The sequence below is a fragment of the Limnospira platensis NIES-39 genome (assembly GCF_026000695.1).
Taxonomy (GTDB): domain Bacteria; phylum Cyanobacteriota; class Cyanobacteriia; order Cyanobacteriales; family Microcoleaceae; genus Limnospira; species Limnospira platensis.
On the sequence record NZ_AP026945.1, the window covers coordinates 314,076 to 330,002 of the forward strand.

General features: G+C 44.8%; 15 protein-coding genes. 5 read left to right on the top strand and 10 right to left on the bottom strand.

Annotated elements, in window-relative coordinates; all coding sequences use genetic code 11:
• Nucleotides 1–6 precede the first annotated feature (6 nt).
• Nucleotides 7–1,398, top strand: a complete 1,392-nt coding sequence (gene asnS / locus N39L_RS01565) for an asparagine--tRNA ligase (RefSeq protein WP_014274085.1) — start codon at nucleotides 7–9, stop codon at nucleotides 1,396–1,398.
• Nucleotides 1,399–1,548: 150 nt separating this feature from the next.
• Here the strand turns inward: asnS and N39L_RS01570 are convergent, their stop codons facing one another.
• The 4 genes from N39L_RS01570 to N39L_RS01585 all read right to left on the bottom strand — a co-directional run bounded on the left by N39L_RS01570 (nucleotide 1,549) and on the right by N39L_RS01585 (nucleotide 4,618).
• Nucleotides 1,549–2,679 (bottom strand): geranylgeranyl reductase family protein, encoded by a 1,131-nt coding sequence (locus N39L_RS01570; RefSeq protein WP_014274086.1) that lies wholly within the window; start codon nucleotides 2,677–2,679, stop codon nucleotides 1,549–1,551.
• 272 nt (nucleotides 2,680–2,951) lie between these two features.
• Nucleotides 2,952–3,332 (bottom strand): hypothetical protein, encoded by a 381-nt coding sequence (locus N39L_RS01575; protein ID WP_172973462.1) that lies wholly within the window; start codon nucleotides 3,330–3,332, stop codon nucleotides 2,952–2,954.
• A gap of 348 nt (nucleotides 3,333–3,680) precedes the next feature.
• Nucleotides 3,681–4,085, bottom strand: coding sequence for a VOC family protein (locus N39L_RS01580; protein WP_006616154.1), 405 nt, complete (start codon nucleotides 4,083–4,085; stop codon nucleotides 3,681–3,683).
• A gap of 23 nt (nucleotides 4,086–4,108) precedes the next feature.
• Entirely contained in the window at nucleotides 4,109–4,618 is a 510-nt protein-coding gene (locus N39L_RS01585) for a TIGR02652 family protein (RefSeq protein ID WP_006616155.1), read from the bottom strand.
• Nucleotides 4,619–4,697: 79 nt separating this feature from the next.
• On the opposite strand from N39L_RS01585, the gene N39L_RS01590 reads away from it, so the two are divergent.
• Complete coding sequence (locus N39L_RS01590) at nucleotides 4,698–5,252, top strand: gamma carbonic anhydrase family protein (RefSeq protein ID WP_006616156.1); 555 nt, start codon at nucleotides 4,698–4,700, stop codon at nucleotides 5,250–5,252.
• 1,726 nt (nucleotides 5,253–6,978) lie between these two features.
• The gene (gene sipA, locus N39L_RS01595; protein ID WP_006670270.1) at nucleotides 6,979–7,233 is read left to right on the top strand and encodes a regulatory protein SipA; all 255 of its coding nucleotides are present in this window, start codon (nucleotides 6,979–6,981) and stop codon (nucleotides 7,231–7,233) included.
• Nucleotides 7,234–7,262: 29 nt separating this feature from the next.
• On the opposite strand, the gene N39L_RS01600 is transcribed toward sipA, so the two are convergent.
• From N39L_RS01600 to N39L_RS01610, 3 genes are all read right to left on the bottom strand, one after another.
• Entirely contained in the window at nucleotides 7,263–8,018 is a 756-nt protein-coding gene (locus N39L_RS01600) for an alpha/beta hydrolase (protein ID WP_006618721.1), read from the bottom strand.
• A gap of 462 nt (nucleotides 8,019–8,480) precedes the next feature.
• Nucleotides 8,481–9,377, bottom strand: a complete 897-nt coding sequence (locus tag N39L_RS01605) for a type II secretion system F family protein (protein WP_006618722.1) — start codon at nucleotides 9,375–9,377, stop codon at nucleotides 8,481–8,483.
• A 149-nt stretch (nucleotides 9,378–9,526) separates the two neighbouring features.
• Nucleotides 9,527–11,272, bottom strand: a complete 1,746-nt coding sequence (locus N39L_RS01610; protein WP_006618723.1) for a tetratricopeptide repeat protein — start codon at nucleotides 11,270–11,272, stop codon at nucleotides 9,527–9,529.
• A 532-nt stretch (nucleotides 11,273–11,804) separates the two neighbouring features.
• Between N39L_RS01610 and N39L_RS01615 the strand changes: the two genes are divergently transcribed.
• Nucleotides 11,805–12,152, top strand: a complete 348-nt coding sequence (locus N39L_RS01615) for a Mo-dependent nitrogenase C-terminal domain-containing protein (protein ID WP_006618724.1) — start codon at nucleotides 11,805–11,807, stop codon at nucleotides 12,150–12,152.
• Nucleotides 12,153–12,430: 278 nt separating this feature from the next.
• Here the strand turns inward: N39L_RS01615 and N39L_RS01620 are convergent, their stop codons facing one another.
• The 3 genes from N39L_RS01620 to ndk form a co-directional block, all read right to left on the bottom strand.
• Nucleotides 12,431–12,877: a slr1601 family putative cell division protein gene (locus N39L_RS01620; protein ID WP_006618725.1), complete on the bottom strand. Its 447-nt coding sequence runs from the start codon at nucleotides 12,875–12,877 to the stop codon at nucleotides 12,431–12,433.
• Between the two features lie 275 nt (nucleotides 12,878–13,152).
• Nucleotides 13,153–13,248, bottom strand: a complete 96-nt coding sequence (gene psaM, locus N39L_RS01625; protein WP_006618726.1) for a photosystem I reaction center subunit XII — start codon at nucleotides 13,246–13,248, stop codon at nucleotides 13,153–13,155.
• Between the two features lie 165 nt (nucleotides 13,249–13,413).
• The gene (ndk, locus tag N39L_RS01630) at nucleotides 13,414–13,863 is read right to left on the bottom strand and encodes a nucleoside-diphosphate kinase (protein WP_006618727.1); all 450 of its coding nucleotides are present in this window, start codon (nucleotides 13,861–13,863) and stop codon (nucleotides 13,414–13,416) included.
• Between the two features lie 171 nt (nucleotides 13,864–14,034).
• Between ndk and modB the strand changes: the two genes are divergently transcribed.
• Nucleotides 14,035–15,927 (top strand): molybdate ABC transporter permease subunit, encoded by a 1,893-nt coding sequence (gene modB / locus N39L_RS01635; protein WP_006618728.1) that lies wholly within the window; start codon nucleotides 14,035–14,037, stop codon nucleotides 15,925–15,927.

Here is a 15,927-nt window from a genome sequence, read left to right on the forward strand (position 1 = left end):
GACAAAATGGCCACAGGACGTATAGCAGAAATTTTGCGGACAGGTAAACCCGGTGAAGCGGTAACGGTTCAGGGTTGGGTGAGGACTAAACGGGAACTGAAGGAGTTTACCTTTGTTGAGGTTAATGATGGGTCTTGTATGGCTAACCTTCAGGTAGTCCTCAACCCCGATTTAACAGATTATGCAGCAATTTTACGACAACTGAACACCGGCGCATCCGTGGAAGTGGTTGGGGAAATTGTCTCCTCTCCTGCGAAAGGTCAACGTATTGAACTCAAGGCTGATACTGTACAGGTCTATGGTGAGGCTGACCCTCAGACCTATGTTTTGCAGAAGAAGCGACACTCTTTTGAGTTTCTACGCACGATCGCCCATTTGCGATCGCGTACTAACACCTATGGCGCAGTCTTTCGGGTTCGCAACGCCTGTGCGGCGGCGGTTCACCAATTTTTCCAAGAAAGAGGCTTTCTGTGGATACATACCCCTATTATCACCGCCAGTGACTGCGAAGGGGCGGGAGAATTATTTTCCGTCACCAGTTTAGATCTCAATAATCTACCCCTCACCGATACCAAAGCTATAGATTTCTCCCAAGACTTCTTTGGAAAACGCGCATTTCTTACCGTTAGCGGTCAACTAGAAGCTGAAATTATGGCTCTGGCTTTTGGCAATGTTTACACTTTTGGCCCCACTTTTCGGGCGGAAAATTCTAATACTTCTCGCCACTTAGCCGAGTTCTGGATGATTGAACCAGAAATGGCTTTTTGTGACCTTGATGGTAATATGGACTTGGCTGAGGCTTTCCTTAAACATATCTTTAAGTCCGTTTTAGAACAATGTCCAGAAGACCTGGAATTTTTCAACCAAAGAATTGATAATTCCGTCTTGGCTACGGCTGATAATATTATCAATAATGAATTTGAACGCATTACCTATACCGAGGCGATCGCACTATTGGAAAAAAGCGATCGCACCTTTGAATATCCCGTCAGTTGGGGCTTAGACCTACAATCCGAACATGAACGCTACCTAGCTGAAGAACTCTTTAAAAAACCCGTAATTGTTACCGACTACCCCCAGGAAATCAAAGCCTTTTATATGCGTCAAAATGAAGACGGAAAAACTGTCCGCGCCATGGATGTTCTCGCCCCAAAAGTTGGCGAAATTATCGGCGGTTCTCAACGGGAAGAACGCTTAGATATCCTCCAAAAACGTATGGAAGCCTTACAAATTAACCCCGATGAATTATGGTGGTATTTAGATTTGAGGCGCTATGGAACTGTTCCCCATGCGGGTTTTGGTTTAGGGTTTGAACGGGTAGTTCAGTTTATGACAGGGATGGCTAATATTCGTGATGTAATTCCTTTCCCCCGCGCTCCCCAAACCATTGATTTTTAAACAGTCATTTACACGGGTACGTCAGTTTTTAATGTTCCGGTCTATTATCACTATTTGACCGGTTCTGACCCTACCACTACCAAATGTCATTAAAATATGTCCCCTTGACCTATCCGAGAGTTTTAATTCGAGGCTGAATATTAGTTATTTTTAGTTAAAATTAAAGAGGGATTTTTGCAATAATTTAATCCCTTTATTTGCTACATCTGAATAACTCAACTCTCCCGCAAATATGCGGCTCATAGTCGCGGTGGCTGAAGGTTTTTTGACAGCTACTTTATAGCCAAATTGAGGAAAACGGTAAAATATTTGAGCTAATTTCTGAGCCCACATCATCTGATTACCCCATTCCTCATTTATCGTCTCTGTGTACTTATCTAAAGCATTAATATTCCCCCCTAGGGCTTGATTAATTGCTTCAGCAGCTTTTAAACCACTAAAAATAGATGGACGAATACCCTCAGCCGTAAATGGATCAACCACACAAGCCGCTTCTCCTGCTAAAACTGCATTTTGGGTATGTAGTTTTTGTTTACCATCCCACAGAGAAATCGGATGTCCGCATTCGGTAGCATTATCTAAATTCAGGTTAAAAAATGTCGCATAATCTTCTAATATTCGTTTAAAATTTTGTGCTTTGCGTTGTTTAGAAAAGGCTCCGGCTCCTAGGGAATAGCCGTCAGCTTTAGGGAAATTCCAGCCATAACCACTATTGACTAAACCAAACTCAAAATAGGTTTTCATATCCACAGGTTCAGATGTCGGTATTTCTAATTCTAACGCCCCCGCTACCAGTTTCTTTTGTTTGGTAAATCCTAACCATTTTGCCATAGGACCTTTAGCACCATCCGCCCCAATTAAATAACGACCCGTGTAGGTATCTTCCGGGGTTTTAACTAACCAGCGATCGCTCTTAAATTCTATCCCCATAACCTCCGTATTATCTTTAACTGTAGCCCCTTTACTGATAGCCTGTTTCACAATAAAATAATCAAAAACCTCTCGCCTGACCATCCAAATCGGATTGATTTTTAATTCCACCTCTATGGGTTCCGATTTATTCCATGTATAATAAACCACATGAGTTTGCAGAGAAATTGCCGGCGAAAAATCGAAATCAAACCAATCCTGAACTACCGGAGAAACTCCACCCCCACAGGGTTTATATCGTGGCAAAATCGCTTTATCAATAACTAAAATCGAATGACCTTTTTTCGCCAAATGATAGGCTGCTGTCGCTCCCGCTGGACCTGAACCTACAATAATACAATCAAAAATCATTAATTTATCCTTAAAATTAAAAGCAGGGAATTAAAGATTAGTCGGTGTTTCAATAATCTTCTCCCCTGCTCTCTAACTATCTTAACCTGGGTGGGTTTATTATGACGGGGATAGATAGGGCGGGTTTATTATGACGGGGATAGATAGGGCGGGTTTATGTGCATTTATCTGTTACTACCATATAGCCCCGTGAACCCGCCCCTACCAATTACCATATAGCCCCGTGAACCCGCCCCTACCAATTACCATATATCCCGGTGGGTTTACACCCATTAAGGTTTCCGTTGGCGAACTGCTGGAGCCGCCGCCGCCCCATAGTTGATCCGACACCCCACGTTAAAGATGCTTGAACCGCATTCTAAGGGTACTATTTGGTCATTGAGGATGGCGCTACAACTGACATACTCATCGCCATTGGTATCTCTGATCATACACCTAATCGGAGTCGCTCCAGAACTCTTTGACCAAGCCTTCATCCCTAACTCCGCTACTATATGAGACCAAAAAAATGACAGCAAACCGATCGCCGCTACTACGGACAGAACTATTCCTACTTTCAGTTGCCAACTATTGATGATATTTACGAATTTATCCTTGATGCTACTTACCGCCTCTACAGCATTATTACTGGTTTCGGTTGAATTATCTGCCATTTGTTTATTCTCCTGTCGTTTTTTAACAAGATAGCGCATTAACACTCCCTCGTTACCGTCTCCCCTTAACAGCTAATATTTTGATAGCCGATTATGTTAAGTTTTGTTACAAATTGTGGCGATCGCCCTAGTAATGAGAGATAACTATTGACTTGGGCGGGTGGCTGTGCTACCATTTTAAATAATGGGAGGCATGACTTAAAAATTATTTTTGGATATATTTCAATTATAAAGCGTAATGCTATAATATTACCTCCCATTCCCCCATCTTGTCAACCCCTTTAGGGCGGCGGGCAATTTTTTTAAAAAAAATTTAGAGCAATGGAATGGCGGCAATTGTGGAATTAATTAAGCCTTTAACAAGCGGATAAATTCCAGTGGTAAGCCGTCAGCATCAGCAATAAAAGCGACCTCATAAACGCGGTTACTGATTAGCTGTTGGGTAGGGGGAAGGAGAACCTTTAAAGAGGGGATGCGATCGCTTAAATCATGAATCCAAGTAGGTAAATCAGGAGTAATATCAGTCAAGTCAAAGGAGAGATGATAGTAACCGACATAATGTTCATCTCCAAAGGGGTCAGGGGGTGGTGACGGTTCAGGAATTTGGATAAGTTCAAGGCGGCCCAAATCCCCTTGCATCCAACAGGCGAGGGTGTAGCCAGTAGTAAAGCGATCGCTGACATCGAACCCCAACTGCTGATAAAATGCGATGGCGCGATGAATATCAGCGGTGCGAATAGAAGCATGGTGCATGAAGTTATCCCCATCTATTTCAATCACCGTAAATAATAAGGATAAGATGCAGGAGAGTCCTTTTCTTTTTCCTTTTCCAGACTAAAGTTAATCACATCCCAACAGGGTTCAACCTGTGGCGAGGGGCTAAACTCTACAGGAAGACCATATAGACGAGTTTCCGCCACCTCCGATTGGTCACGCCAGGGGGTGTTACGTTCAAGATAAGAACTAATTAACTCCTGGTAACGCTGGGCGATAATGACTCGTGTGGCTCGATATCCCTGAGTATATAAGCGATCGAGGGCTTCGTGTATTTCAAAGCGGATACCGTCAGGATGGGTATGCTGTCGATACCATTCATCCTCCCATAAACGCCATTGTCGCCCGGATTGAAGATGTACCAATTCGCCAGTTTGAGGATCAGCTTCAAAAGCCCCATGTCGAGGACAGAGGTAAGTATCGGTCAGGGTCAAAGCGGGGATTTTTTGGCGACAGTGAGGACAGCGAATCTCCGCCCCAAAAATAGGGTACTGCAAGACAGAATTTATCATGAAAGCGTTTTCCGAGCCAGTAGTGGTCTATTATAACGATGGGTTTTGTATATGTATCAATCAGCCATCCCTTTAAGCTATGAACCTACCTGATCAAGCTCCCATTTGTCCAGCAGTCGGTCATTTTCCCCCACCTGATTTGTCTAAGGCTGCATTTGTCGCCCCAGGTGCGGTGGTGGTTGGTGATGTACAAGTGGGTTCAGGAGCGAGTATTTGGTATACTGCGGTAGTGCGGGGGGATGTTGAACGGATTATTATAGGCGATCGCACTAATATTCAAGATGGGGCTATTCTCCACGGCGACCCCGGATATATTACCCATTTAGAACATGATGTTACCGTAGGTCATCGGGCGGTAATCCATGCCGCCCATATTGAACCGGGAAGTTTAATCGGCATTGGGGCAATTATACTAGATGGAGTGCGAGTCGGTTTCGGTAGTATTATCGGCGCGGGTTCTGTAGTGACCAAAGACGTACCACCGCGATCGCTAATGGTGGGAGTTCCCGCTAAACGTATCCGGGAAATTTCCGAAGCCGAAGTCACAGAACTTATTGACCACGCCCAACGATACGAGAAACTGGCACGATTTCACGCCGGAGGTGGCACGGAGACCGGATTTGAACTAAAATAGGGACGCACTCTAAAAATTCCTTGGCTACCAGTTATCCCATGAGGGATGAAAATGTCGGAGAAATTGTTATAGCCGGGGTGGAAGGTGGAAAATCAGCTTGACACTCCCCGCTCTGAAGAGACGGGGATTCTTGGCTCACCGAGACCACTTAAACTAGATTCCTTGCGTCGTCTAGCCCAGAGGTGGGACTCTCCCCAAGCGTTACTTTCGGTTATGGTCGAAAGGGAAGTCGCCTTCCCCAACTCCAATACAAAACCGTGCTTGATACTTTCACATCACACGGCTCCTGATGTGGATACCCCTTTTGACATCGGGAACAGGGTAACGACTTCCGGCTTTGTGACTTCAACTTTTAGAGCTAAATACAACATCGTAGTCTTTAAACTCGCTATCGTCGTAAACACTCCTAATTGTCGCCATCTCTATATCCACACCGTGACTAGTGGGCATATCCTAACCATTACAGTTAGGCATTGGCTTTCAGTCACATCCTTTCCCCTTAAAGGTATGCGCTTACACTTTCACTACTGTGCAGGTACATCCTGCCACTTGAGAGCCTAAAAGGGGTTTAAACGTTCCGTTTATACGGGCATTCCATCTTTAGATTTGTCCTCAGAACCGGGGTACTTTTAAAGGTCTGTGTAGGTATCTCATACAAAATCCTACTTTTCCCCTTACTCTTTTGAGCGCAGCGTATCAACCTATTTCGCTACTGTGTTATTACGATGGTTCAAGCCGGACATTCGGTTTCCCTAATCATGGATGGTTGGCAGTGGTCGGATTATTGGGAATAGGTTTCCCTCACGCCTTCCGTTCCCCGCTTCAATCCTGGGGTTATGATTCCCAAAACTGGGGGTGGCTATCGCCGTTACTCTCAACGCCCTGATTTCTCAGTTGGTTTATGACCTTGAGTTCCCTGCCTTGCTTAGATTTCTCCAAGCGTCGGGACATATAAACAGTTATGGGATGGTTAGGGGTGCGAATCCCTTATATTCCACCAAGGGGTGGAAGTCCCACTAGGAGGTTATTTCAGGCATTGCAGCCTTATTTGACTCCTAAACGTCTCGCACGTATGCCCTACCGTAGTTGCATTTCTGCCAATCCTGTTTAGATTAAAGCAAATATACCTCAAAAACTGATTTGTCTAGTTCCTGTGAATCTTTTACCTGCTGCCTGGAGGAAGCTAGAACAATGCAGCAAAACCGCATAGATTCAATGGTCAAGGTTCAGTGTACGCCTTGAGGCAACAAGGTTTTTTAAGTGGTTGGTTACCTTTATCCACGCTCAATCTGTGTAGCATTTATCTAGTAAGCGTGTCAAGTCAAACAGCGATGTTGTTCGAGAGTTGATCAGGTCTTGGGCTGACGGGCACTAAAGTACCCGTGTCGCCTTTCATCCTTGCTCTCTTGAGACAAGGTTTTCATGCTCCAGTGCTGTTCGCATAACAACACCCTCAAGACCCGAAACATCCTGTCGGTACTATTGCATACCTGGCTGGAGTTGCTGGATGATAAGTACAAGTTGCTAGGACCCGCAAGACTTTTTTTGGTGATTTACGGGCGTTAACCTGTTACCTGTACTTAGACAGTTGGGAGGGCCTACTGACGTTTATCCTGCAAGGTTTAGAGTTAGACATTCTACCCAATAGCAGTCGAATTTCTATAATGAGAATGGCTGCGATCGTTTACAATAGGGTGATTGCTCAGTGGAAGCATTCCCAGATCTGATGGAAAAAGATAAAGAATTTGCCGTTCATCAACAAGTTAGAGTGATTGCTCTACCGCCATATATCAAAACAGCGGAACCCATGCCGATTCTACGGCCTCCGAACGTGATCAAGTTAGGTGAAGTGGGGGTAGTTCTCGATCGCCGTCCTGGTGGTTACTGGGGCGTTAGATTCACCAAAGGTTCATTTTTAATAGAGAGCCAATATATTGAGGCAGTGGAAAACCCAGAGCCAGAAAGCAGGGTGTCTGACTGACACCCTGGGGAGTTAAACCAACAGTCAAATTACCACAGGCCTCTAATTGGACCAGGAGCCGGCGCTGGTGCCGGCGCTGGTGCGGGTACAGGCCGTGGCACTGGTGCAGGTGCAGGCCGTGGCGCGGGTGTTGGTGCGGGCCGTGGTTGTACAACACCAGCACCAGCACCTGGTAAATCAACTCGTTGAGCAGAACAGCCACCGACAATTCTTGTACCATCGGAGAACTGAGTCCCAAACTGTGAACCCTGTCTAAACAGAGATCCCAATTCGGTACTTACGCTCTGCATTTTAGCGACTGTTGCCGGAATATTGGCGACATCGACATACATTCCCGGCACAGGATAGTATTTCAGAAACTCCAAGAAAGAGATTTTGCCATCGTTGCTGAGGGCGTTAATCAGTCCAGCGCGAATAGCTTTGCCATTAGCAACTCGCCGATGGGTTCGTACAGTTGCACCAATTTCATCAGTTAGTTCTTGACCTGTGGGAGTGTAAATCATACAGGAAAATGGTACTAGGTCAAAGCCAATTTCTAATCCCATCAATCCCCGCAGGGTGTCTGCCTGAATCCCGGAAGCACCGACAATCTGGCGAATAGTTTTAGTGGTCACTCCATCTCTGGTAAATGCCTCTAAATCGCTGATGTTGATGGGAGCTTGGAAAGGTCCATAGGTGAGAATCACTCGCTCGGCGGCGATCGCACCACTTTGAGCAAAAATTACACCAGCGATCGCTCCGAAAAACAATCCCGGACGAAAATTCTTCACACTTGGTAGTTTCATGTAAAACCTCACTTAAAAGAATGAAAACTGCCATTTCTCATAACAGATACACTTAACCCCCAAAAATTGGGCAATAGTCGGAAGTATCTGAGTATTGCACAATCTTAAAAAGCAGACGTGGAGGTGTCTCTTAATGCTTTCAACATTAGGTTGAAAGCGGACTATTCTCATGTACAAATCGCCTTTTGTCAGCCAAAATTTACAGGCGATGCACTTTACGTCTACTACAGAACAGCTATGCTGCTATAGGCCTTGACGGTTCCGAGTGTATCAATAGTTGGGTATAATGTCAAGCATTTGGGTAAGAATTTCCCAATAATAAACTAGCAGTCGGCAGGCCTTATGCACCACAATTTCGGATCCGGTTGCGGTTATAGTCAGCTTAAATGTAGTTGCCAAATTTCACAAGCTCGAAAACATTAATTTTTGCCAATCTGTTCCTAGTTCCCAGGATTTGAGGGGTTAACTAGGTAGCAAAATGAAGAGTGATTTCATGGCTTCTAGGCTTAGAATGGCTACTACTCCTCCCGCTGATAGGAGAGTCACGGGAATCAGAATCCTCTGTAGTAGACGCAGCGATCGCATTAGTTCCTGTTCATAGTATTGTTTAACATTATACAGGGCACCATCGAGATGTCCGGTTTCTTCGCCAGTGCGAATCAAATTGATAGCGATCGCCGGGAGTCGTTCCCGCAGACATTGGCTGAGATTTTTGCCGGCGGGAATTTGTCCCAAGGCTACGGTTAAAGTTCCCCTCATCTGCGGACATGGAATGCGATCGCGCACCAATTCGATCGCCATGAGAATTGGCAAGCCACATCTAATGGGCAATTCCAACTCAGCTAGATATAGCATAGAACGGGCGGTTTGAATACGACGGATCAAAGGCAGTCTGGGGATAAGTTTGTAGACCATAAACCCGACAACGCCGGCTAGAAACATCCACAACAGCCAATCATTTAGGTTAGCCTCATGGGTGTATAAGATAGTCGCCAGTAGCAACAGAAGACTGAAAGCAGTAGTCGCAGCAGCTATGGTCACAGAACGATAAAAATTTTGTCGGTGGGTCTGCTGTTTTTCAATTTCAGCCAGTTGTAACAACATTTCCGGTAGTGCGCCGCTGGTGGCTGCTATATCCAGCAAACTAGCAGTCCACCAGTCAAATATCCGAGGGGCTCGTCTGAAAGCGACAGATAAATCTTCCCCACGACCGAGAGATTTAATCACTTTCCCCAGGTAACGACCAAGCCGAGGATTGCTTTTTTTGGCGATTACTATCAAACTTTGATAGACTGTCAAACCAGATTCCAACAGCACTGCCAGTTTAGTATATAGTTGGGCTTTTTCCTGGGGGGTCATAGGGCATGGGTGCAAGGAATTAGGAACTCTCTTTAAAACCGGGTTTCTATGCTGTTTCTAGGTTGTCAAAGAATATTTTCGGAATAAACGGGGTTTTTTGAACATCAACTGAGCCATGACTTTCGGCCATGGGGGTTGCTCGTTGGGGGTTACATATCTACGAGTTTCCGCCTGACTCGTTCTCGGTGAGCGATAATTGGTGATGGTTGGGGTTGTTCGCTGAGTTCTAGGGCGATCCCATAGGAATTAAAAGCCTCTTGATATAGGGCAATTTGCTCGAAGGCTTGGCCGCGTCTGACCCAGGCTTCCCAGTAGTCGGGTTTGATTTTAATGAGTCGGTCATAAGCAGCGATCGCATCTTGATAGCGATCGAGTTTTTCCAAGATCGCCCCTTGTTCTAACCAAATTTGGTAATTGTCTGGCCAAATAGCGATCGCCTCAGAAAAAGCATCCACCGCCTGCACATATTGTCCCAAACGAGCTAAAACCTGTCCCAGTTTCACCCAGGCTTGAAAGTTATCAGGTTTTTGGCGAACCAATTTCCGATAAGCCATGACTGCTTCTTCATCTCGTTTAAGTAGTTCCAATGCCATACCTCGCTGTAGTCCCACTTGGTCTGCTAGTTCGAGGGTTAAAACAGTAGTTTGAATTACTTTATCGTAGGCCTTCAGCGCATCCTCATAGCGTCCTAATCTTTCTAAGGTCAATCCCCGCTGGTTCCAAGCCTCGAGGAAGTTTGGTTGTACTTGCAGGGCATTATCGCAGGCAATTATGGCTTCTGGGTAACGCCGCAACTGAAATAAAGCGACTGCGCGACCTAACCAGGCTTCGGGAAAGTTAGAATTGAGTTGAGTAGCGCGGTCAAAAGAAGCGATCGCGGATTTATATTCTTTTAAATCCAGTAAAGTTTGACCCCGACCTATCCAAATAGCTGGGGACTCCGGGTTAATTTCCAAAGCCCGATCTAGGCTAAGTAAAGCAGTTTTCGGCCACCCCGATTTCAGAGCCATACCTTTATAAAACCAGGCTTCGTAATCGTTGGGTTGCAGTTGGATCACTTGGTCATAACAGGCGATCGCATCATTGTAGCGATGTAATTTTTGTAAGGCAATCCCCCGATTAAAAATAGCCTTGAAGCTCGCTGGTTGCAGTTCTAAGGCTTTATCGTAGGAAGCGATCGCATCGACATAACGATGCTCACGAGTCAGCATTTCCCCACGATGAAACCAGGCTTCATAGTTAGCCGGTTCCAGTTTGACCGCCCGATCTAATGATGCCACGGCTTCACTATAGCGATCGTCATTCATCAAAGCACTACCCTGGTGATACCATAGAGCCGAAATATTTGGTTTAATTTCGATCGCCCGTTTATAGGAAGCCGCAGCAGCCTCAAATTGTAGGGATGCTTCCAAAGCCAAACCCCTCTCATACCAGGCTTCAAAGTTATTGGGTTCCATAGTTAAAGCCTTGTCAAAAGAGGCGATCGCTTCTTCATAGCGTTCTAACTTCGATAGAGTCATACCTCTAAACGTCCACGGCCAATAATTTCTCGGACGCAATTTAATAGCCCGATCATAGGCCCCCAGTGCCTTTTTATACTGTTTCAACTTTCGTAATGTATTACCCAAGCGCAACCAAGCCGCCCACGAATCAGGCTTTAACTTAACCGCGATCTGATAATGTATCAGAGCCTGATCATATCGCTCCCGTTTATATAAACGATTCCCCTGGTTATACTCCCGAAATGCTTTAAATATATTGAATATCCCCCAGTTCCCGGCTTGATCTTGTTCCACCCCAACAGAATCACCCTCACCAGTGGATGTCTGAGATGTTTCAGCAGGGGTAGTTACAGGCGCAGGCTGCTGGTTTAACTGTTCATCTGTGTTCAGCAACGTCTCTTTCCTCACCGTGGCTTGATTTTGACTTTACCCACCCCGGTTAGACAGGGCTTTTTTGACTTTCAGATATCTTGCCAGTTTACCAGAATTGATACTCCGGCGGTGAACCAAACATCGTCAACCAAGTTTTCCCAGGTTAGATCGCCATACTTGGGCTTTAATTCACAAAAAAGTTTCCTTGTCAATACCTAGATTATCAGTAAAAGTTATATTGTTTATAGACTTGATTTATAGTTGTGATCTAAATCATAGCCAAAATCTGAAAATGTAAGGCAAGATCATTGATGGGAGAACGAAGGATATCCAAAGCCAATGGCAATATTTAACCGTCAATAACCCACCACTAAATGGGAGTACCGATTCTAGTGGGGGCTTGAAATAGCCCTAGTTGGACTGATCAAGCTAGGAAATGCGATCGCTAACCATTGCGGATTAGTTGTCAACAAGATTGAAGATCCAGTGTACAGCAAAAAGTATACTAACTGGTGGCGATCGCCATCTGTATTCCTATTTGAGGGATTTAATCATGAATTGGGCAAACCATACTATGCCCCGTCTGCACCTTGCTAGTTGGGTTAAAAATCATTCACACCACCATTTTCACCCATCATTTTCGCCCCTTCAACCTCTGCGACAGTGGCTGAACCAGATACAAGTCAAAAATCCGAAAACCGCCCGATTGCTATGTAGTTTAATTCCGACTCAATGCCCCTTTGAGCGAGATATTAAATTTGGCGATCGCACTATTTTTCACATTCCGCCCTTATGCAAACTCAATCCGGTTTATGAAGAATTAGTCAGTTTACGTTTTCGCGCTTTATGCTATCTGGCTGATGAATGTGGCGAGGATATCACCGCTTATCTCGGAGGCTAAAATCAGATGAAATGGTGAACCGCCAGATCAGAGTTTAATGGTTGACGATTAACCCCCATCACCCTACAACCCCTAGGTTGGAGGAGATGGGGGATTGTTAATCGAAATTAACCCCCAAAAAGATGGGCAAAAACCATGGTGTTAATGAACTAAAATCAGCCTCAGTTTTCAGAAAACGGCAAATGGGCAGGTTGAGCAAATTATCAAGTGGAAAGGTGAACTACGCAACTCCATAAGCGCGATTCATTGGCAGTGGTAGTTAACCAATTGTCTCTACTTTACTGATCTAATTCCGCATAGTGAGACTCTGATAATTCAGGTTTATCTGCGGTCCTATGGTTAGGGTGTAACCAGACAATTTGACGCTGGCGGGGGTCTATTCGGTTGCCATTTTCTTGCATAATATTTTGAGCTTGTTGAGGGTCAAAATAGCGACTAAACTCCTCTTGATGTTGTTGAACCCTGGCTTCAGTCATATTAACTTCCGCCTCAATTTCTCGCCATTTATCATGGACGATGCGTTGATTCGGCACAATTTGGACCAGTGCTGCTACTGCGAATGCAGATAATGTGAAATTTGTCAATATTTTCGCCGTAGTTTCTAATGCGAGCGATCGATGATTTCGATTGGTGCGAGGTCGGACTCGGGCTTGAGAACGACGACGCAAGGGACGGGGAGACTGCTGTGGTTTTTGAGGTGGTGTAGAAGGTTTAATCGCGTACATGATCGTCGTCTCAGTATATTTTTATCATCGAGTCTGATGCGAAGGCAAGTTGTCAGGCTGGTAGCCCGGTTGATGCGTCCCTGCATCATCTGTGGAGTTATGCAATCCTTTGCTGCGAAACTTAACCCGCAGCACTATAAATAAAAAGACCCCGACAGTTAAGCCTAGTGATAGAGACTAATTTACTGCATTATGCAGCAATTGTCTCCATTACGATCGCTTTTCTGTCGAAGTCCGGTTATTGTCCCTAGAGACAACAAAGACAGGGATCGATTCTATTTATAAAGTTCGGTGGAAAGACGGAATGCCAAAATACCGGGGATCAAGGCAATTACCAAAGCCACAAAAACTTGGGTATCGGTTAGAGACATAATAAAGAAACTCCTTGGATCTGAATGTGATCTTGATTGTTGACTAATTTGAACTAATATGGGTCGCTTGGGAAGAGTTTGTAACAAGTTTAAACAAAATGTTACGGTTTTTGGGGAAACTGGGGACCACTGATGGCGATCGCCATTGATGTCCCCAAACTGATGCTATTCTACCAGCCAGGACTTGAGGCTAGGCTCCCAGCTTACCAATTCCTCATCCTTAAACCACAGGGCGATTTCTTTTTGGGCTGTTTCTGGTGCGTCTGACCCGTGAATTAAGTTGCGACCAACACTAATCCCAAAATCTCCCCGCAGGGTTCCCGGTTCAGCATTCAGGGGGTTAGTAGCGCCGATAATCTTCCTAGCAGAGGCGATGACACCTTCTCCTTCCCACACCATTGCTACTAGAGGACCGGAAATGATGAAAGAAACCAGATCATTGAAAAATGGTCTTTCTTTGTGGACATCATAATGTTGTTCAGCCAGTTGGCGGCTGGCTTTCATCATTTTTAAACCCACCAGGGTAAAGCCTTTGGCTTCAAAGCGTTTGATAATCTCGCCGATGAGTCCCCGTTGAACACCATCAGGCTTAATAGCTAGAAATGTGCGTTCCAAGCCTAATCTCCTGTTCTTAGCAAATATCTACAGGAATCAGATTAACCCATTTTGAGTCACTGTCATCATTTAATTGGCTGATCAATTGACTCCACCTAGGGAGAGTTAATCGTTGGTGTAGTTGGTCTCAATAGTGTATAGTGCCACTGTCCCTGAATCTATAACCCCGAAATGCCATCGGATTTATCGCCTATTTGGATTTCCTTAAAAATCTCGCTACTAGCTACAGCCATCACTTTTATAGGGGGAGTTTTGGCGGCTTATCAATTGTATAGTTATCAAGGTAAATGGAAATCATTAATTGAAAGTCTTTTAATTTCTCCCCTGATTTTGCCCCCGACAGTGGTGGGATTTATTTTGCTGCGATTTTTTGGGGATAGAGGCCTATTAAGCGGGGTTTTAGCTATCCTCAATATCAATATTGTCTTTACTTGGTATGGGGGCATTATTGCGGCTACTGTGGTGACTTTTCCCCTCATCTATAAAACTTCCTGTGGGGCTTTTGAACAAATAGATAGCAATTTGTTAGTTGCCGCCCGCATTTTAGGGGCTTCTCAACTCAAGGTTTTTGTGCGAGTAGCGTTTCCTTTGGCTTTTCCTGGTATTATTTCGGGGGCGACTTTGGCTTTTTCTAGGGGACTGGGAGAGTTTGGGGCAACTCTGATGTTGGCTGGCAATATTCCGGGAGTTACTCAAACTATTCCTTTGGCGATTTATGGGGCGGTACAAGCTGGAGAAATTCAGGAAGCCTGGATATGGTCAGGGGTGATTTTATCGATTTCTTTATCGGCAATTACTTTGGCGAATTTGGGGATTAAATGGCAGCGATCGCCTCGCAAATCTCCGGGGGTTAATCATCCTCATATCAAGATTAAACTACCGGATGATTTTAGCATATATCCGCCGGAAAGTAAAGGGTTACAAGTCAATATTTATAAACAACTTCCGGATTTTGGATTACAGGTAAAATTTGCTGGCTATCCCGAAGAACCCCTAGGGATTTTGGGTGCATCTGGTACGGGAAAAAGTATGATTTTAAGATGTATTGTCGGGGTGGATACTCCCACCAGTGGCAGGATAGTTTTAAACGGGAAGGTGCTATTTGATTCTGTCCAGAAAATAAATATTCCGAGTGGCGATCGCCATATAGGTTTTTTGGCTCAAAATTACGCCCTATTTCCCCATTTAACTGTGGCGGAAAATATCGCCTTTGGTTTATCAGACCAACTCTCCCATCGTCAAATACAGAGGAAGGTTGAGGAACAATTAATCAGGGTGAAACTTCCGGGGATAGGAAACCGTTATCCTCATCAACTATCAGGGGGACAACAACAGCGAGTCGCCCTAGCCAGGGCTTTAGTAGGGGAACCCGAAATTTTACTGTTAGATGAACCCTTTTCCGCCCTAGATAGCCACATTCGATATCAAATGGAACAGGAACTTATCCAAATATTAGAAACCTATCCAGGAGTGACATTATTTGTGACCCATAACCGTTCAGAAGCCTATCGTATTTGTCCTCGGTTATTAGTAATTAATCAGGGACGGGTAGAAGCGTCTGGTTCCACACAAGATATTTTTGATCACCCCCCTACTTTATCAACCGCCCAACTGACAGGATGCAAAAACTTTTCACGGGTGGTCAGAATTTCGGAACGGGTGATAAAAAGCCTTGACTGGGGGTGTAACTTAGAATTATCAAATCCCCTTCCCCAGGGATTAACTCATGTAGGAATTAGGGCTTATCAGGTTGGGGAAAACCTGAGTTTATGGTCAGAAACCAACCCACCAGGAGAAAAAAATATCTTTCCTTGCTGGGTAGTTTTTACGATAAAATCACCCAAACAAATGAGCCTTTATCTTAAGTTAAACAGTCCCCCCAATCACCCCCAAAATTATCACCTTCAAGCTGATATTTCTAAAGCTAAATGGCAGGAACTTAATAACCATGAATTTCCTTGGAAAATTGCTCTGGCTGCTGACCAACTTTTGCCACTGGTAAACCCGGATAATTATGATACTATCCCATCACCAGATATCCTGACTAACAGGGGATTAAACTAA